Source organism: Pantoea sp. Fr-CA_6 (assembly GCF_024520895.1).
Lineage (GTDB): Bacteria > Pseudomonadota > Gammaproteobacteria > Enterobacterales > Enterobacteriaceae > Pantoea > Pantoea agglomerans.
In genome coordinates, this window is sequence record NZ_JALNPO010000018.1 from 24,870 (window position 1) to 42,988 (window position 18,119).

Here is an 18,119-nt window from a genome sequence, read left to right on the forward strand (position 1 = left end):
TATCCGGCCCTTTTTTATTGCCGTCAGGCAGGAGTCTTTTTATGTTTGTGTTCGCTGACCATGGTCAGTAACAGCAGGATAACCGCCAGCACACAGCCAGCAATCATCACCATGAAGCCGCCGTCCCAGCCGAAGTAATCGACGGTGTAACCGACAATGGCGCTGGCCGCCACCGATCCACCCAGATAGCCGAACAGGCCGGTGAAGCCCGCCGCCGTCCCCGCCGCTTTTTTCGGGGCCAGCTCCAGCGCGTGCAGACCAATCAGCATCACCGGACCGTAGATCAGGAAGCCAATCACAATCATACAGGCCATATCGACGCCAGGATTGCCCGCCGGGTTAAGCCAGTAGATCACGGTCGCGATGGTTACCAGCGTCATAAAGAACACCCCGGTCGCACCGCGATTACCGCGGAACACTTTGTCCGACATCCAGCCGCACAGCAGCGTTCCGGGGATCCCCGCATACTCATACAGGAAGTAAGCCCACGACGATTTATCCAGCGTGAAATGTTTTACTTCTCTGAGGTAGGTCGGCGACCAGTCGAGAATGCCGTAGCGCAGCAGATAAACAAATACGTTGGCCAGCGCGATGTACCACAGCAGCTTGTTCGGCAGTACATATTTCATGAAGATCTGTTTAGCCGTCAGCTCCTCTTCATGGCTGGCATCATAGTCGGGCGGATAGTCGTTTTTGTACTCCTCAATCGGTGGCAGACCACAGGATTGCGGCGTATCGCGCATCAGCGCAAAGGCCAGAATCGCAATGGCGATGGCGCCAAACGCCGGCATATAGAGTGCTGCTTTCCAGTCGTTGAACCATGCCATACCGAGCAGGAACAGCAGAGGCGGAATACCGCCGCCGACATTATGGGCGCAGTTCCAGACCGAAACGATCCTGCCGCGCTCCTTCTGCGACCACCAGTGAACCATGGTACGTCCACAAGGTGGCCAGCCCATGCCCTGGAACCAGCCGCAGATAAACAGCAGCACGAACATCACCATAATGCTGGAGGTAGCCCAGGGAACGAATCCCATGATCAGCATCACTGTCGCAGCCAGAATCAGGCCTGCCGGTAAGAAGACGCGCGGGTTTGAGCGGTCAGAGACCGATCCCATGATGAATTTTGAAAAGCCGTAGGCGATGGATATGCCGGATAAGGCAAAACCGAGATCGCCACGTGAAAAACCCTGCTCTACCAGGTAGGGCATGGCGAGTGCGAAGTTTTTTCTGACCAGATAGTAGGCGGCGTAACCAAAGAAGATCCCGATGAAAATTTGCCAGCGCAGACGACGGTAGAGCGGATCAACGTGATCCTCCGCCACCTGCGGCTGACGTGGTGCAGGTTTAAAAATGCTCAGCATCAGTGAGGCCCTCCAGGGCACATTATGGTTTTTAATTCCCAGCAGGTTGGGGCAGGAAAAGAGCAGAAGAAAATGGACGCAGAATGTTCCATTTCGCGCAAAGAATAGTGTTAGTTGCGCAACGTTACTGTGATGAATGACACATTTGTTACACTTTTATTACATTCTGGAGCGGAAGTGATCATGCGATGGATCATTTCGCGCATTTTATCTGGCTGAAAGATCTTTATGCAGACAGTTATGTCAGGAAGCGAAAGCCCTTTCCGATGGCTATTCTGATCGCCTGGTTTGTAATCAGATGTCAACCAGATTTCACAGCCTGATGGCAGCACATTGTTTACACTGACGGCCTGTTAATTTCGGGGTCGTCACCGTGTTTTTATTGATTATTACCACCATTCTGTGGGCCTTTTCGTTCAGTCTGATTGGCGAATACCTTGCCGGGCAGGTGGACAGTTGGTTCTCTGTACTGATGCGACTGGCGCTGGCTGCGCTGGTATTTTTACCTTTCCTGCGCTGGCGTGGTCATCGCCCTTCAACGCTGTTGCTTTACATGCTGGTCGGGATGCTGCAGCTGGGCGTGATGTATCTGCTGAGTTTCGAAGCCTATCTCTACCTTAGCGTGTCGGAATTCCTGCTGTTTACGGTGATGACGCCGCTTTATGTGACGCTGATTTACGATCTGATCAGCCGTCGTCCACTGCGCATGGGTTATATCTTCAGTGCACTGCTGGCTGTGGCAGGTGCGGCCATTATTCGCTATGACAAAGTCAGCGATCATTTCTGGTTTGGTCTGCTGTTAGTGCAACTGGCAAACATCTGCTTTGCGGCGGGAATGGTGGGCTATAAGCGTCTGCAGGAGACCCGCCCGATGCCGCAGCACACGGCCTTCTCCTGGTTCTATCTGGGTGCGGTGTTGATTGCGGTGATCGCCTGGTGTGCCTGGGGCAATCCGCAGAAGTTGCCGACCACCTCATTGCAGTGGGGCATTCTGGTCTGGCTGGGCATTGCGGCTTCCGGTCTCGGCTATTTTATGTGGAATTATGGTGCGACCCAGGTCGATGCCGGCACGCTGGGCATTATGAATAACATGCACGTTCCTGCCGGGCTGCTGGTGAATCTGGCTATCTGGCAGGAGAAACCGCACTGGCCAAGCTTTATTGCGGGCGCGCTGGTGATCCTCGCCTCGCTGTGGGTGCATAAGCGCTGGGTGGTGGGGCGCGGTGACTAATGATCAGGTGCCAGGCTATCAATAGCGGCTGTTGCATGGGTGCGGCCTCCCGGGCTGGCGCGTCCGATCGCGAAGGAATCTCACATCCCTGTGGATCGGCCGGGCCATCCCTGGCCCGGACGCTTCGCTCTTCAGACGCGCCAGCCCTGGAGACTTAACAGCATCATCGCAGTTGAACCAGGGGCTCAGAGCGAATATGAAGGAGGGGATGGCGGGTTGAGAAGTAAAGCGTCCGCCGCAAGGATGCGGCGGTCGAGGCTCCAGGGATGGATTTACGCCGTCTTTACGCAGCAACCCGCTATTTCCGACTGGATGGCACGATATCAGGCAGGCTTCTCACTCTTAGGACGCTGAATCATCGCCAGCCCTTTCAGGAAGTTACGCAGAATCTGATCGCCGCATTCGCGATAGTTCTTATGATCAGGTTTGCGGAAAATCGCACCAATCTCAGCCTGTGAAACGGTAAAATTCACGCGTTTCAGTACATCAGGAATGTCGGTGGTTTTCAGATCAAAAGCGATACGCAGCTTTCTCATGAAGATGTTATTGGTCATCTTGCGCTCAATCGACGGCGCGGGCGCATCTTCACTTTTGCCGCGACGGTAAAAGATCAGGCCATTCAGGAAATAACCCATCAGCACATCGGGGCAGGGACGGAACGCAGCATCGTCATCTTTTTTCAGCCACGCCTGAATATCCGCCAGCGGCACGTCACATTGCGCCAGCGCAAAAATCTCCACCATTTTGGCATCGCTCAGGTTGAGCATATAGCGCACGCTGCGCAGAATATCATTGTTAGTCATGGTGAAATCTTCTCGTGGTCAGTCGACAGGCTGCGCATTATAGGGGATTTTGCCCGCCTTCGCGCAGGTTTGTGCCCGCCAGATTATCGCTGCAACACCGCACCGGGCAGCGCGGCGTCGCGCACAAAAGGCAGATGCTCACAGGCGTGCTGACGGGCAAAGCGGATAAACGCTTCCAGCACCGGCTGACGTTGCTCCCCTTCGCGCACGGCCGCATAAAGACGGCTCCACAGGCCATCGCCCAGCGTGCGGGTGACCACCAGACCCTGCTTCTCAAAACTCTCCACCACCCAGTGCGGCAGCGCGGCAATCCCCATACGTGCCGAGACCATCTGAATCATCAGCAGGGTATTATCCACACTTTTCAGTGCCGGACTGACGCCTGCGGGCTGCAGGAAGTGACGCCAGATATCCAGACGCTGACGCTGCACCGGATAGATCATCAACACCTCATCGGCTAGATCTTCCGGCGAAATCTGCTCAACCTGCGCCAGCGGGTGATCCGTTGCCAGCACCAGCCGCACTTCATAATCAAACATCGGGGAGTAGAACAGACCCGAGCGCGCCAGGATATCGGAGGTCAGCACCACATCCAGCTCACCCTGTTGCAGGGCGGGTTGAGGATCAAAGGTCACGCCCGATTTGAAATCCATCACCACCTGCGGCCAGCTCTGGCGGAATTTATCCAGCGCGGGGGTCAGCCACTGGATGCAGCTATGACACTCTATCGCCACCCGCAGCGTGGTCTGATGTGGCTCATGGCAGGCCTGCAATGCCTGCTGAATCTGCGGCAGCACCTGCTCTGCCAGCTGCAGCAGAATATCGCCCTGCGGCGTAAAGCGCAGCGGCTGACTTTTACGCACGAACAGGCGGAATCCCAGCCGCTGCTCCAGATCGCTGAACTGATGAGACAACGCCGATTGCGTCTGATGAAGCTGGGCCGCCGCCGCCGCCAGCGATCCCGTATTGCGCAGAGCCTGAAGCGTCCGCAGGTGCTTGAGTTCGATCATGAGAGTCCTTCACATCGAAAATGAACATATTGCGCTTGAGCAATATACAGTACCCGCAGAGTATAGCAGTGTAAACATCTGGACGGCTAAACATCTTTGGCTGCCCATTTAAGCCAAAGTGAAAGATTATCTGGAGAACAGCACATGACTATCCTGAACCATACCCTCGGCTTTCCCCGTATTGGCCTGCGCCGTGAACTGAAAAAAGCGCTGGAGAGCTACTGGGCTGGCGACAGCACGCAGCAGGCATTACTGGCGACGGGCCGTGAGCTGCGTGCACGACACTGGCAACAACAGAAAGAGGCGGGCGTCGATCTGCTGCCGGTCGGCGATTTCGCCTGGTATGACCATGTGCTGACCACCAGCCTGATGCTGGGTAACGTGCCCGCGCGTCATCAGAACAAAGCCGGCACAGTGGATCTCGACACCCTGTTCCGCCTGGGACGCGGTCGTGCGCCGACCGGTGAGCCTGCGGCGGCGGCAGAAATGACCAAATGGTTTAACACCAACTATCACTACATGGTGCCGGAATTTACCCAGGGTCAGACGTTTAAACTGACCTGGACCCAACTGCTGGACGAGGTGGATGAGGCACTGGCGCTGGGACACAACATCAAGCCAGTGCTGCTGGGGCCGGTGACGTATCTGTGGCTGGGTAAAGTGAAGGGTGAGCCGTTTGAACGTCTGTCGCTGCTGGAGGGAATTCTGCCGGTCTATCAGCAGGTGCTGGCGGAACTGGCTAAGCGCGGCATCGAATGGGTACAGATTGATGAACCCGCTCTGGCACTGGAGCTGCCGCAGACGTGGCGCGAAGCCTTCCAGCCGGCGTATGACGCACTGCAGGGTCACAGCAAACTGCTGCTGACCACCTATTTTGACAGCATCGGTCAGAACATTGATGTGATTCGTGCGCTGCCGGTGCAGGGGCTGCATGTCGATCTGGTCCATGGTCGTGATGATATTCAGCAACTGAATCAGCAACTGCCCGCCAGCTGGCTGCTGTCGCTCGGCGTGATCAACGGACGCAACGTCTGGCGCGCCGATCTGAGCCGCTGGTTCAGCCGCTTGCAACCGCTGACCAGAGCGCGTGAACAGGTGTGGATCGGCTCCTCCTGCTCGCTGCTGCATAGCCCTATCGACCTGAGCGTCGAGACCCGTCTGGATGATGAAGTCAAAAGCTGGTTCGCCTTTGCGCTGCAGAAATGTGCCGAGCTCTCGCTGCTGAGTCAGGCACTCAACAACAACGATGCGACGGCGCTGGAAGCCTGGAGCGCACCGGTACACGCCCGTGCTCACTCCCGCCGCGTGCATAATGCGGCGGTGGGCCAGCGTCTGCAGGCCATTACCCCACAGCACAGTGAACGCCAGAGCGCTTATCCGGTGCGGGCTGTCCTGCAGCGTCAGCGTTTTAATCTGCCAGCCTGGCCTACCACCACCATCGGCTCTTTTCCGCAGACCACTGAAATTCGCGGCCTGCGCCTCGACTTTAAACAGGGCCGGCTCGACAGTAACCATTACCGCACCGGCATCGCGGAGCACATTAAGCAGGCGATTCTCGAACAGGAGCGGCTGGGGCTGGATGTGCTGGTGCACGGTGAAGCGGAACGTAACGACATGGTTGAGTACTTCGGCGAACATCTGGAGGGGTTTGTCTTCACACAGAATGGCTGGGTTCAGAGCTACGGTTCACGCTGTGTGAAACCGCCTGTCATTATTGGCGATGTCAGTCGTCCGGAGGCGATCACCGTTGAGTGGGCCAGATATGCCCAGTCGCTGACCAACAAGCCGGTAAAAGGGATGCTGACCGGTCCGGTAACCATCCTCTGCTGGTCATTCCCGCGTGAAGATGTGTCACGCGAAACCATCGCGAAACAGATCGCGCTGGCGCTGCGTGATGAAGTCGAAGACCTGGAGAATGCCGGCATCGGGATTATCCAGATTGATGAGCCTGCGCTGCGTGAAGGTCTGCCACTGCATCAGTCAGAGTGGGCCGCCTACCTGAACTGGGCGGTGGAGGCCTTCCGACTGAATGCGGCGGTGGCGCGGGATGAAACCCAGATTCACACCCATATGTGTTACTGCGAGTTCAACGACATCATGGACGCTATCGCGGCGCTGGATGCCGATGTGATCACCATCGAAACCTCGCGATCTGACATGGACCTGCTGGAGGCGTTTGAAAACTTCGACTACCCGAATGAAATCGGCCCCGGCGTCTACGACATCCATTCGCCTAACGTCCCCAGCGTGGAGTGGATAGAAGCACTGTTGCTTAAGGCGGCGAAACGTATTCCGGAAGCGCGTCTGTGGGTGAACCCGGACTGCGGTTTGAAAACACGGGGCTGGACGGAAACGCGTCAGGCGCTGGCGAACATGGTGACGGCGGCGAAGAAATTGCGTGGAGAAACGGCGTAGGGAATCGGGTCTGGTGGACGAAAAAATCAGGGGCGCATAAGCGCCCCTTTTTCATTTACTGCGATGCAACACCATACTGCCTGAACCAGGCCAGCATCCGCTGCCAGCCATCATTGGCAGATTCAGCATGGTAGCTTGCACGATAGTCAGCATTAAAGGCATGACCCGCTTCGGGATAGACGATGATCTCTGCGATTGCATTGGCGGCATGCAGTGCCTGACGCATCTGCTCGACGCTCTCCAGCGGGATACCCTCATCCTGGCCACCATACAAACCTAATACCGGCGCATTCAGGTCGACCGCAATATCAATAGGATGTTTCTGCTGCTTCAGCGTACGCTCACCGGTCAGTCGTCCATACCACGCCACGGCGGCGCGCAGTTGCGGGTTATGCGCGGCGTAGAGCCAGCTGATGCGACCACCCCAGCAAAAACCGGTGATGCCCATGCGACGAATATCGCCGCCGTTGCGTGCGGCCCAGTTGGCGGCATGATCGAGATCGGCCAGCACCTGGCTGTCAGGCACTTTGCTGACCAGCTCGCTGAACAGCGTCGGGATATCGTTATACTCAGCGGGATCGCCCTCGCGGAAATAGAGCTCAGGCGCAATCGCCAGATAGCCTTCCAGCGCCAGGCGGCGGCAGATATCCCGGATGTGTTCATGCACACCAAAGATCTCCTGCACGACCAGTACGACAGGCCATGGGCCTTCCGCGGACTGGGGTTTTGCAAAGAATGCCGGCATGTTTTCGCCCTGACTGGGCACTGAGGTTTCTCCCGCGTGAATCGCCGGGCTGTCGGTAATGATGGTGGTGGAGGCGGTGGGCTGCACGGCAGGGGCAAAGCCGCCCGTCGCCGGTTTTTGTGCCATATTATCACTGGGTTTCATTATTCTCTCCGTGCAAGCATTTGCGCAATCACGTAACTATAGCCTGGCCGGAAAGCGTATGCGCCAGGTGTCGGGTCACAGAATCAACAGCGAATAAAATCATCCTTCTCTTTAACATTGCGCTGACCCTGGCACAGCCCCACTGAGAGCTATCCGCACCAGGAAGATGCTATTGTGTGATTGTTGTCACAATTTATCTTTCGGGAAATGTAACTTTCATTTTCTTAAGTGAATGTTGTCACATATTTATTGGGCGTGCTGGCGTAGAGTGGCGCGCTACCTTCCCTTAACAGGAGTCTGAAAATGACACAGTCTGACGTTTTCCATCTTGGCCTGACCAAAGCCGATCTGCAGGGCGCCACCCTGGCGATTGTGCCGGGCGATCCGGAGCGCGTGAAGAAAATTGCCGGACTGATGGAAGATGCCACGCATCTCGCCTCACACCGTGAATTTACCTCCTGGCTGGCAAAAATTGATGGTAAGCCGGTCGTGGTCTGCTCAACCGGCATTGGCGGTCCGTCTACCTCGATTGCGGTCGAAGAGCTGGCACAGCTTGGCGTACGTACCTTCCTGCGTGTCGGTACCACGGGCGCTATCCAGCCGCATATCAATGTCGGCGATGTGCTGGTGACCACCGCATCCGTTCGCCTGGACGGGGCCAGCCTGCATTTTGCGCCGATGGAGTTTCCGGCAGTGGCTGATTTCGCCTGCACCACCGCGCTGGTTGCCGCCGCAGAAGCCTGTGGCGCGAAAACACATATTGGCATCACGGCCTCTTCTGACACCTTCTATCCGGGTCAGGAGCGCTACGACACCGTCTCGGGCCGCGTAGTCAGTCGCTTCAGGGGATCGATGAAAGAGTGGCAGGATATGGGCGTTCTCAACTATGAGATGGAATCCGCTACACTGTTAACCATGTGCGCCAGCCAGGGTCTGCGAGCCGGCATGGTGGCGGGCGTGATTGTGAACCGCACTCAGAAAGAGATCCCGGATGCGGTCACCATGAAACAGACAGAAAGTGACGCAGTGAAGATTGTGGTCGAAGCGGCGCGTCGCTTACTATAACGACCGCGTCTGGCAGCAGGTTTTTTGTCCAGACTCAAAACCTGCTGCCGGTAGTTAACGGCGCGTAATATCAGTGAAACCTGAGAGTTTTTATGCGCAATACTATTCCCGTCCGACGTCCTGCCCCTGGTGCTAATCCGGCCGCACTCAAAGCCATGCTGGAACGCAGTGCCGAACGTTTCCGTGCCGCCATGCAACAGGGCGACTATGCGCTGGCCGCTCAATGCTGTGAAGAGGTATTGCGCACGATGCCCAATCAGATGCAGGTGCTGAGCGACTACGCGCTCTGCCTGCTGCGTCTGGGTCAGTACAATAAATCGTACAAAATCTACCAGAAGATTTATCAGTCACCGCCCGCGGTGCAGGCTACCGCCTCTGAAACCTGGCTGGATGGCCTGACCGAAGTGTGTGGCTGGCTGGATAAAAAGGATGAGGTGGCGCGTCATGGGCTGGCCTCGCTGATGCGCTCTGATGCGCGTTTCAGTCAGGGGCAGCGCGCCACGTTTCCCGCTCCGCAACCGGAGCCTGTCGATCTCACTCATCCGCACCAGAATGTCATCGCTTTCTGCCTCTATGGCGATCAGCCGCGCTACTGTGAAACCTTAATCAAAAACGTTGAAGTGGCGCCTGAGCTCTATCCCGGCTGGGTCTGCCGCATCTATCTCGATGACAGCGTGCCGCAGCATGTCTGGCAGCGCCTTGACCAGCCGCACGTCCAGCTGATCGATATGTCTCACGAGAAAACGCTGTTTCCGACCCTGTGGCGTTTCCTGGTAATGGACGATCCGGGCGTGAAGCGTTTTATCGTGCGTGATGCCGACTCGCTGCTCTCGGAGCGCGAAGCGGCAGCGGTAAACGCCTGGCTGGCGTCGCCTTACTGGTTCCACCATATGCGTGACTACTTCTCCCATACTGAGCTGCTGCTGGCAGGGATGTGGGGCGGCTGTCACGGCGTCTTCCGGGATGTGGAACAGGCGATGCGCGATTTCATTGCGCAGTATCAGGGCAGCCAGCGCTTCACCGATCAATATTTCCTCAAGGTGGCGTTGTGGCCGACGGTGCGTGAAAGCCTCCTGAGCCACGATGAGTTGTTTCATTTTCATCAGGCCCAGCCGTGGCCTGACCATGCCCCCGTGCGCTGGCAGACGCCGCATTTCCATGTGGGCAGCAATGCCGGTTTTGCCAGTATGACCGGCAAATCCAGCGCCGCTGAGGGAAGCAGACAGCGCGTCGCGATCACCTCGGGCGGGACAACCTGGCACTATCTGGCGCAGGTTAAAAAGGGTGAATGGCTATTGCCCATGCCGTTTTTCCTGATTGATGAGTGGCAGGCTGGCAAGCTTACGGTGACGGCGCTGTAAGGCGCTGAATCCTGCTAAAATTATCTGGACATTCATACAGTGCGACTCTACCTTTCCCTCAGCAGCCTGAGTCGCGGGGGAAATCATGGATCAGCACATCATTATCAGCGCCTGTCTGGCGCTTGCCGGGTTAGGGATTGGCTGGATGCTGGCACAGTTACGTGCCGGCCATCAGGTCGCCAGTTTCCAGACCGAGCGCCGTCTGCAGGAAGAGGCGCAACAGCGTCAGCAGCAGCAAATCGAACAGCTTCAGCAGCAGACGCAGCAGCGTGAGCAGGAGTTTCGTCAGCTGCACGGCGCGCTGAGCGGCGCCAATGAGCGACTGCAACAGCTTGATTACTGGCGTAATGAAAGTGAGCAGCTTAATCGTGAACTGCGCAATCAGCTGGAGGTCAACAGCGCACAGGAGGCGGAGCTGCGCGAGGTGACCATTCGCCTTGAAGAGACCCGTTTCGCCGCAGAAGAGAAACAGCGCCTGCTGACCAACAGCGAACAACGCCTTAGCGCCCAGTTTGAAAACCTCGCCAACCGTATTTTCGAAAACAGCGGCCGTCGCGTCGATGAACAGAACCGGCAAAGTCTGGACGGGCTGATTGGTCCGTTGCGTGAACAGCTTGATGGCTTCCGTCGTCAGGTTCATGAAAGCTTTGGCGCAGAAGCGCGTGAGCGACATACCCTGACCCATGAAATCCGGCAGTTACAGCAGCTGAATGCGCAGATGGCGCAGGAGGCGCTTAACCTGACCAAAGCGCTGAAGGGCGATAATAAAATCCAGGGTAACTGGGGTGAAGTGGTGCTGAGCCGGGTACTGGAAGCTTCCGGACTGCGTGAAGGCTACGAATATGAAACCCAGGTGAGCATTCAGTCAGAACAGCAGGGCAGGATGCAGCCGGATGTGATTGTGCGCCTGCCGCAGGGCAAAGATGTGGTGGTGGACGCCAAAATGACGCTGGTGGCCTATGAGCGCTACTTCAATGCGGATGATGAGATCGAACGAGAGCAGGCTATTCAGGAACATGTCGCTGCCATGCGGGCGCACATCCGCCTGCTGGGACGAAAAGATTATCAACAATTGCCCGGCTTACGATCGCTGGATTATGTGCTGATGTTTATCCCGGTGGAGCCCGCCTTTTTGCTGGCCATTGACCGCCAGCCTGAGCTGATTGGTGAGGCGCTGCAGCAGAACATCATGCTGGTCAGCCCCACCACGCTGCTGGTGGCGTTGCGTACCATTAATAATCTGTGGCGCTATGAGCATCAGAGCCGCAATGCACAGCGTATTGCCGATCGGGCAACGCGGCTCTATGACAAGATGCGGCTGTTTGTCGATGACATGAGCGGCATTGGTCACAGCCTGGACAAGGCGCAGAACAGCTATCGCGAGGCGATGAAAAAGCTGTCAGAAGGGCGCGGCAACCTGATTGCGCAGACTGAAGGATTTCGTGCGCTGGGTGTGGAGATCAAACGACCAATTAATCCTCAGCTGGCCGAACGAGCCATGCCGGAAAACCGGGCGGCTGATGACGCAGATGATGACAGTGATGCGGATGAGAGTGAGATGCATGTGAGGCGCCTCCACGAATAGTATGGGCGCAGCGTGCCTGACTTCCGTGACTCTGATACACTTCGGGAAGTATTGTTTGTGGAGCAGGTAAAACCGATGGCAGATGAATCACAGCAGGAAACTACCCATTTTGGCTTTCAGACGGTTGCCAAAAGCGAAAAAGCTGACAAAGTCGCGGACGTGTTTCACTCCGTAGCGGCAAAATATGACCTGATGAACGATTTGATGTCGTTTGGCGTCCATCGTATCTGGAAGCGTTTTACCATTGACAGCAGCGGCGTACGTCGCGGTCAGCGCGTGTTGGATCTGGCGGGTGGTACCGGCGATCTGACGGCTAAGTTTTCTCGCCTGGTGGGCGAAACGGGTCAGGTTGTACTGGCCGATATCAACAGTTCCATGCTGAAGATGGGCCGCGAAAAGCTGCGCAATCAGGGCGTGGTCGGCAACGTGAGTTACGTACAGGCCAACGCCGAAGCCCTGCCTTTCCCCGATAACTATTTCGACTGCATTACCATCTCTTTTGGCCTGCGTAACGTTACGGAAAAAGAGAAGGCGCTGGCCTCTATGTTCCGGGTACTCAAGCCGGGCGGACGCCTGCTGGTGCTGGAGTTCTCTAAACCCGTTCTGGATCCGCTGAGCAAAGCGTATGACGCCTACTCGTTCCACATTCTGCCGCGTATCGGACAGCTGGTGGCGCAGGATGCAGAGAGCTATCGCTATCTGGCCGAATCGATCCGCATGCATCCCGATCAGGAGACCCTGAAAGCGATGATGAACGATGTTGGTTTTGAAAATACCACTTACTCCAATATGACCGGCGGCATTGTGGCGCTGCATCGTGGATTTAAGTTCTGAGTGAGATGGTAATGAACCTGACGCCCTTGATTACCGCGGGCCTGGAAACGGCGCTGAACCGTATTCTCTATCGCGATCGTGGCCTGAAACCGGCGCGGCAACGCCTGAATGGCAAAGTGCTGACGCTGCGCCTGAATGAGTTCTCTCATCCGCTGGTGCTGGTCTTCAGTGAACAGCAGGTCGATGTGTTGGCTGACTGGCAGGATCGCAGTGACTGCACGGTGATCACCTCGCTGAAAACCCTGCCGAAGCTGCGCGATCGCCAGCAGCTGACGCCGCTGATCCGTAGCGGTGAACTGCAGGTTGAAGGTGACCTGCAGGTGGTGCAGCAGTTCTCTGCGCTGATGGATCTGGCTGAGCTGGATCCGGCAGAATATCTGGCTCCCTGGGTCGGCGATATCGCCGCACAGGGGATCAGCCAGCGCTCACAACAGGCATTACGCTTTTTCAAAGGTGAAGTGCAGCGTCGCCAGGATTATCTCGGACAGGCCATAACCGAAGAGTGGCGTGTTGCGCCTGGCTCGCTGGAATTAGCCTGGTTTTCTGAGGAGGTCGACGCGATGGAACGTTCGCTTGAGGCGCTTGATGCGCGTCTGGCGCAGCTGGAGGCAAAATGAGTTTTGGAGAGATCCGCCGCTTATATCTGATCATGAAGGTGTTTCTGACCTATGGCCTTGATGAACTGATTCCTCAGACACGCCTCACTTTCCTGTTTCGCCTGTGGCGTCGCTCTGTTTTCTGGATCCCTAATCTGCATCAGCATGAACCGATCGGCGCACGTATGCGCATGGCGATGGAGCAGCTGGGTCCGGTCTGGATCAAGTTTGGCCAGATGCTGTCGACCCGTCGTGATCTCTTCCCGCCGCTGATTGCCGATCAACTGGCGATCCTGCAGGACCGTGTTGCGCCGTTCGATGGCGTCAAAGCCAAAGCGCAGATTGAAGCTTCAATGGGCGCGCCGATTGAAACCTGGTTTGATGATTTTGATATCAAGCCACTGGCTTCGGCATCCATTGCGCAGGTGCACACCGCCACGCTGAAATCAACTGGCAAGAAAGTGGTGATTAAAGTGATTCGCCCCGATATTTTGCCGGTGATTCGGGCGGACATGAAGCTGATCTATCGCCTGGCCCGCTGGGTCCCGCGCCTGTTGCCGGATGGCCGTCGTCTGCGTCCGGTCGAAGTGGTGCGCGATTATGAGAAAACCCTGCTTGATGAGCTGAATCTGTTACGTGAAGCGGCCAACGCCATTCAGCTGCGCCGGAATTTTGAAGATAGCCGCATGCTCTATGTGCCGGAAGTCTATTCCGACTACTGCAGCGAAACCATGATGGTGATGGAGCGCATCTACGGCATTCCGATTTCAGATGTTGCCACGCTGGAGCGTCATGGCGTTAATATGAAGCTGCTGGCAGAACGTGGCGTGCAGGTCTTCTTCACCCAGGTCTTCCGCGACAGCTTCTTCCATGCGGATATGCATCCTGGCAATATTTTTGTCAGCTATGAACATCCCGAAGATCCACAATATATCGGCATCGATTGCGGTATCGTGGGTTCACTGAACAAAGAAGATAAGCGCTATCTGGCTGAAAACTTTATCGCTTTTTTCAACCGTGACTACCGTAAGGTCGCGGAGTTGCACGTTGACTCAGGCTGGGTGCCGCCCGATACCAACGTAGAGGATTTCGAGTTTGCGATTCGTACGGTCTGCGAGCCGATTTTTGAAAAACCGCTGGCTGAAATCTCCTTCGGGCATGTGCTGCTGAACCTGTTCAACACCGCACGCCGCTTTAATATGGAAGTGCAGCCGCAGCTGGTCCTGCTGCAAAAAACGCTGCTCTATGTTGAAGGCATCGGCCGTCAGCTCTATCCGCAGCTCGACCTGTGGAAGACAGCCAAGCCCTTCCTGGAAGAGTGGATCAAAGATCAGGTGGGATTACCGGCTATTATCCGTGCGGTAAAAGAGAAAGCGCCATTCTGGGCTGAGAAACTCCCTGAGCTGCCGGAGCTGTTTTACGACAGCATGCGCCAGCACAAACTTTTGCGGCACAGCGTCGATAAATTAGTGGGCGATATGAATGCGCAGCGCGTCCGGCACCATCAGGCGCGTTACCTGTTCGGCGTCGGTGCAACGTTGCTGTTAAGCGGAACGGCTGTGCTGCTCACCCGACCGGATTGGGACTTTTTCCCGGCGGTGTTGATGGCAGCAGGAATTGTCTCCTGGTTAATCGGCTGGCGTAAGACAAACTGATTGTCACGTCCGTCTAAAAAAAGGTAATGTCGCTGGCTCAGGCCCGGTTGAAAAGGGCACTCTGTGGTGCATTACCTCATCGTTTTCACAGAATATTAGAGGCTATCTCATGGGCGGTATCAGTATCTGGCAATTGTTAATCATTGCCGTGATTGTTGTACTTCTGTTCGGTACCAACAAATTACGTAATCTGGGTTCAGATTTGGGTTCTTCGATTCGTGGCTTCAAAAAAGCCATGGGTGACGAGGACGACAAAAAGGATCAACCGAAAGAGCAGGACGCTGACTTCGCTGCCAAAACGCTGGCGGACAAACAGCAAACTTCGGCTAACAAAGAAGAAGCCAAGAACGACAAGCAGGTGTAAACCGTGTTTGATATTGGTTTTAGTGAACTGGTATTGGTGTTCGTGATCGGGCTGATTGTACTCGGCCCGCAACGTTTACCGGTTGCGGTGAAAACCGTGGTCGGCTGGATCAGGGCGATTCGTTCGCTGGCAGCCAATGTACAACATGAACTGGCGCAGGAGCTCAAGCTGCAGGAGTTGCAGGAGAGCCTGAAAAAGGTGGAAGAAGCGGGCCGTGGCACGCTCTCACCCGAGCTGAAAGAGTCGATGGAAGAGCTGCGTAAAACTGCGGATTCAATGAAACGCTCGGTCAGTCAGAGCATCGACATTGAAAAAGAGGAAGACGAGGCAAACACCATCCATTCGGCTCAGCACAGGCCCGCGCCTGCTCCGGTCTCTGAGCCTGCTGCGTCTGAGCCTTCGGCGACACCGGCTACAGCAGAACACCAGGCCAGTGCCCCGGCACAGACGCCGTCTGCGGTTTCAGACTCAGGTCCGGCGGTGCAATCCTCTGCCGCACCCTCTGCCGTCGCCACTGCTCCGGCACCGGCTTCTTCAGCGGTTTCATCAGGTCCGGCGGCGCAGTCCTCTGCCGCACCAACCGCTGTGGCCAGCGCACCGGCACAGGCGCCCGCTGGCGACGTTGCCAGGCCAGCCGATCCTGCGCGTCAATCCGCTACCCCCTCTTCTGCAAGTGATGAACGATAATGGCCGTTGAAGATACCCAACCGCTCATCAGTCATCTGATTGAGCTGCGTAAGCGACTACTGAACTGCATCATTGCCGTATTAGCGATTTTCCTGGTGCTGGTTTATTTCGCCAACGACATCTACCAGCTGGTCGCGGCACCGCTAATCAGCCAGATGCCGGTGGGCTCCAGCATGATCGCGACCGATGTGGCCTCACCGTTTTTCACCCCGATTAAGCTGACCATTATAGTGTCGGTGTTTCTTGCGGTGCCGGTGATCCTCTATCAGGTCTGGGCATTTGTCGCCCCGGCGCTTTACCGTCATGAGCGCAGGCTGGTTATGCCGCTGCTGTTTTCCAGCACCTTCCTGTTCTACTTCGGCGTGGCCTTTGCCTATTTCGTGGTCTTCCCGCTGGCATTTGGTTTTTTCACCAAGACAGCGCCGATCGGCGTGACTGTAGCAACGGATATCTCCAAATACCTCGATTTTGTCATGACGCTGTTTATGGCATTTGGCGTGGCGTTTGAGGTGCCGGTGGCGATTGTGTTGCTGTGCTGGACCGGTATCACCAGCCCGGAAGAGTTGAAGAAGAAACGTCCCTATATTCTGGTGGGCGCCTTCGTGGTCGGGATGTTGCTCACACCGCCGGATGTTTTTTCCCAAACTTTGCTCGCTATTCCGATGTACTGCCTGTTTGAAGTCGGCGTATTCTTTTCCCGTTACTATGTGGGTAAAGGCCGCCGGTTACAGGATGAAGAAGAGAATACCGACTCCTGATGCGGACAGCTTTACCCGCACTGGCGGGAAGCGATCAATCCAAACCGCCCTGATGGGCGGTTTTTGTTTATAAACTGTGGGAAAAATTATGTTTGATATCGGTGTAAACCTGACCAGCACGCAATTCGCCTCCGACCGGCAAAAGGTGGTTAAACGCGCGCGTGATGCGGGCGTCACCGGCATGCTTATTACCGGCACTAACGCGCTGGAGAGCCAGCAGGCTCAGCGACTGGCTGAAGATCAAGCGGGCTTCTGTTGGTCTACCGCGGGCGTCCATCCTCATCATGCCAGCGAATGGTCAACGGAAATTGCCAGCACCCTGCGTCGCCTGGCTGAAAAACCGGAAGTGGTTGCCATCGGTGAATGCGGACTCGATTTCAATCGCAATCTGTCGGCTCATGAGCAGCAGGAGTATGCGTTTGATGCGCAGCTGGCTCTGGCGGCGGAACTCAATATGCCGGTCTTTCTGCACTGCCGCGAAGCCCATGCGCGTTTCGCCGCAGTACTGGCGCCCTGGCTGCCAAAATTGCCTGGCGCGGTGATCCACTGCTTTACCGGCACGCGTGATGAACTGGAAGCCTGTCTGGGCATGGGATTATCGGTAGGGATTACGGGCTGGGTATGCGATGAGCGCCGTGGTCTGGAGTTGCGCGAGCTGCTGCCACTGATTCCGGCCGACCGCCTGCTGCTGGAAACGGATGCCCCATATCTGCTGCCGCGCGACATGCGTCCACGCCCGACTTCGCGCCGTAATGAACCCTGCTTTTTACCGCATATTGTGCACCAGGTGGCGACATGGCGTGGTGAGAGTGCTGAGGAACTGGCGACCCGCATCGACCATAATGCGCGGACGTTATTCAGACTGGCTTAAATCTTGCGGAACTGCTTGTTGTCGACGCTGCGCATTACCTGCTTGTTCAGCAAATTAAGCAACAGAATTGAGCGCGTTTCACCATCCGGCTCGGCAAAGATGGCGCGCAGCCCTTCAAACGTCCCGTCGGTGATGACCACTTCATCACCGCTTTGCGGCGTTTCAGGGTCAAGCAGGATTTGCGGGACGTCTGTTTCCAGCGCTTCAATCACGGCTGAAGGCACGGTCGCGGGCGTCGTGCCAAAGCGCACGAAGTGGCTGACGCCACGGGTGCTGCTGATCGTCGTGGTGTGAATGGCTTCCGGATCAAACTCGATAAACAGATAATTCGGGAACAGTGGCTCACTCACGGTGGTGCGTTTACCGCGCACGATCTTTTCCAGAGCGATCATCGGGCTGAGGCAATGCACTTCCTGCCGCTCCAGATGCTCCTTCGCGCGCAGTAGCTGTCCACGTTTGCAATAGAGTAAGTACCAGGATTCCATAACTGCTCCCATTGAATGGACGCTAAGAATAGCAAACCTGTTGCCAGAGTTATAGCGCAGGGGCAGGGTAAAGCGTCCCGCAAAGAAAATAAACTGAGACTTTTCTTAAGATGCCCGATGGCAGCAGAAAAGGTGACTGAAAATTG

17 protein-coding genes are annotated in these 18,119 nt (G+C 56.2%); 12 read left to right on the forward strand and 5 right to left on the reverse strand.

The window, feature by feature from the left end:
* Positions 1–23 precede the first annotated feature (23 nt).
* Positions 24–1,364: a glycerol-3-phosphate transporter gene (gene glpT / locus NR201_RS21060; RefSeq protein WP_010257284.1), complete on the reverse strand. Its 1,341-nt coding sequence runs from the start codon at positions 1,362–1,364 to the stop codon at positions 24–26.
* A gap of 373 nt (positions 1,365–1,737) precedes the next feature.
* On the opposite strand from glpT, the gene NR201_RS21065 reads away from it, so the two are divergent.
* Entirely contained in the window at positions 1,738–2,595 is an 858-nt protein-coding gene (locus tag NR201_RS21065) for a carboxylate/amino acid/amine transporter (RefSeq protein WP_033780862.1), read from the forward strand.
* A 323-nt stretch (positions 2,596–2,918) separates the two neighbouring features.
* Here NR201_RS21065 and NR201_RS21070 read toward each other — a convergent pair whose 3' ends face one another.
* Together NR201_RS21070 and metR are read right to left on the reverse strand one after the other, a co-directional pair.
* Positions 2,919–3,398 carry a DUF1456 family protein gene (locus NR201_RS21070; protein WP_010257278.1) on the reverse strand — a complete coding sequence of 160 codons (480 nt, stop codon included), beginning with the start codon at positions 3,396–3,398 and terminating at the stop codon, positions 2,919–2,921.
* Between the two features lie 83 nt (positions 3,399–3,481).
* On the reverse strand, positions 3,482–4,408 hold the full coding sequence (gene metR / locus NR201_RS21075; protein ID WP_003854400.1) for an HTH-type transcriptional regulator MetR: 927 nt from the start codon (positions 4,406–4,408) through the stop codon (positions 3,482–3,484).
* A gap of 144 nt (positions 4,409–4,552) precedes the next feature.
* Between metR and metE the strand changes: the two genes are divergently transcribed.
* Entirely contained in the window at positions 4,553–6,823 is a 2,271-nt protein-coding gene (gene metE / locus NR201_RS21080; RefSeq protein ID WP_191919408.1) for a 5-methyltetrahydropteroyltriglutamate--homocysteine S-methyltransferase, read from the forward strand.
* Between the two features lie 55 nt (positions 6,824–6,878).
* On the opposite strand, the gene NR201_RS21085 is transcribed toward metE, so the two are convergent.
* Entirely contained in the window at positions 6,879–7,712 is an 834-nt protein-coding gene (locus tag NR201_RS21085; RefSeq protein WP_167423732.1) for a dienelactone hydrolase family protein, read from the reverse strand.
* 303 nt (positions 7,713–8,015) lie between these two features.
* On the opposite strand from NR201_RS21085, the gene udp reads away from it, so the two are divergent.
* The 10 genes from udp to tatD all read left to right on the forward strand — a co-directional run bounded on the left by udp (position 8,016) and on the right by tatD (position 17,488).
* The gene (gene udp / locus NR201_RS21090; RefSeq protein WP_045140888.1) at positions 8,016–8,777 is read left to right on the forward strand and encodes a uridine phosphorylase; all 762 of its coding nucleotides are present in this window, start codon (positions 8,016–8,018) and stop codon (positions 8,775–8,777) included.
* A 92-nt stretch (positions 8,778–8,869) separates the two neighbouring features.
* Positions 8,870–10,138 (forward strand): tetratricopeptide repeat protein, encoded by a 1,269-nt coding sequence (locus NR201_RS21095; protein ID WP_163640823.1) that lies wholly within the window; start codon positions 8,870–8,872, stop codon positions 10,136–10,138.
* Between the two features lie 85 nt (positions 10,139–10,223).
* A complete protein-coding gene (gene rmuC / locus NR201_RS21100) occupies positions 10,224–11,723 on the forward strand; it encodes a DNA recombination protein RmuC (RefSeq protein WP_256850135.1) in 1,500 nt (499 codons plus the stop codon).
* A 75-nt stretch (positions 11,724–11,798) separates the two neighbouring features.
* Positions 11,799–12,557 (forward strand): bifunctional demethylmenaquinone methyltransferase/2-methoxy-6-polyprenyl-1,4-benzoquinol methylase UbiE, encoded by a 759-nt coding sequence (gene ubiE / locus NR201_RS21105; protein ID WP_008926452.1) that lies wholly within the window; start codon positions 11,799–11,801, stop codon positions 12,555–12,557.
* A gap of 11 nt (positions 12,558–12,568) precedes the next feature.
* Entirely contained in the window at positions 12,569–13,174 is a 606-nt protein-coding gene (locus NR201_RS21110; protein ID WP_010257253.1) for an SCP2 domain-containing protein, read from the forward strand.
* Positions 13,171–14,808 (forward strand): ubiquinone biosynthesis regulatory protein kinase UbiB, encoded by a 1,638-nt coding sequence (gene ubiB / locus NR201_RS21115; RefSeq protein WP_010257248.1) that lies wholly within the window; start codon positions 13,171–13,173, stop codon positions 14,806–14,808. The genes NR201_RS21110 and ubiB overlap by 4 nt, the downstream gene beginning before the upstream one ends.
* A gap of 109 nt (positions 14,809–14,917) precedes the next feature.
* Entirely contained in the window at positions 14,918–15,172 is a 255-nt protein-coding gene (gene tatA / locus NR201_RS21120; RefSeq protein ID WP_010257244.1) for a Sec-independent protein translocase subunit TatA, read from the forward strand.
* A 3-nt stretch (positions 15,173–15,175) separates the two neighbouring features.
* Positions 15,176–15,859, forward strand: coding sequence for a Sec-independent protein translocase protein TatB (gene tatB, locus NR201_RS21125; RefSeq protein WP_256850136.1), 684 nt, complete (start codon positions 15,176–15,178; stop codon positions 15,857–15,859).
* Positions 15,859–16,617 carry a Sec-independent protein translocase subunit TatC gene (gene tatC, locus NR201_RS21130; RefSeq protein ID WP_010257238.1) on the forward strand — a complete coding sequence of 253 codons (759 nt, stop codon included), beginning with the start codon at positions 15,859–15,861 and terminating at the stop codon, positions 16,615–16,617. The genes tatB and tatC overlap by 1 nt, the downstream gene beginning before the upstream one ends.
* An 88-nt stretch (positions 16,618–16,705) precedes the next feature.
* The gene (gene tatD, locus NR201_RS21135) at positions 16,706–17,488 is read left to right on the forward strand and encodes a 3'-5' ssDNA/RNA exonuclease TatD (RefSeq protein WP_010257234.1); all 783 of its coding nucleotides are present in this window, start codon (positions 16,706–16,708) and stop codon (positions 17,486–17,488) included.
* Here the strand turns inward: tatD and rfaH are convergent.
* Positions 17,485–17,973 (reverse strand): transcription/translation regulatory transformer protein RfaH, encoded by a 489-nt coding sequence (rfaH, locus tag NR201_RS21140; protein ID WP_010257230.1) that lies wholly within the window; start codon positions 17,971–17,973, stop codon positions 17,485–17,487. The two genes, tatD and rfaH, sit on opposite strands and share 4 nt — an antisense overlap.
* Between the last annotated feature and the right edge of the window lie 146 nt (positions 17,974–18,119).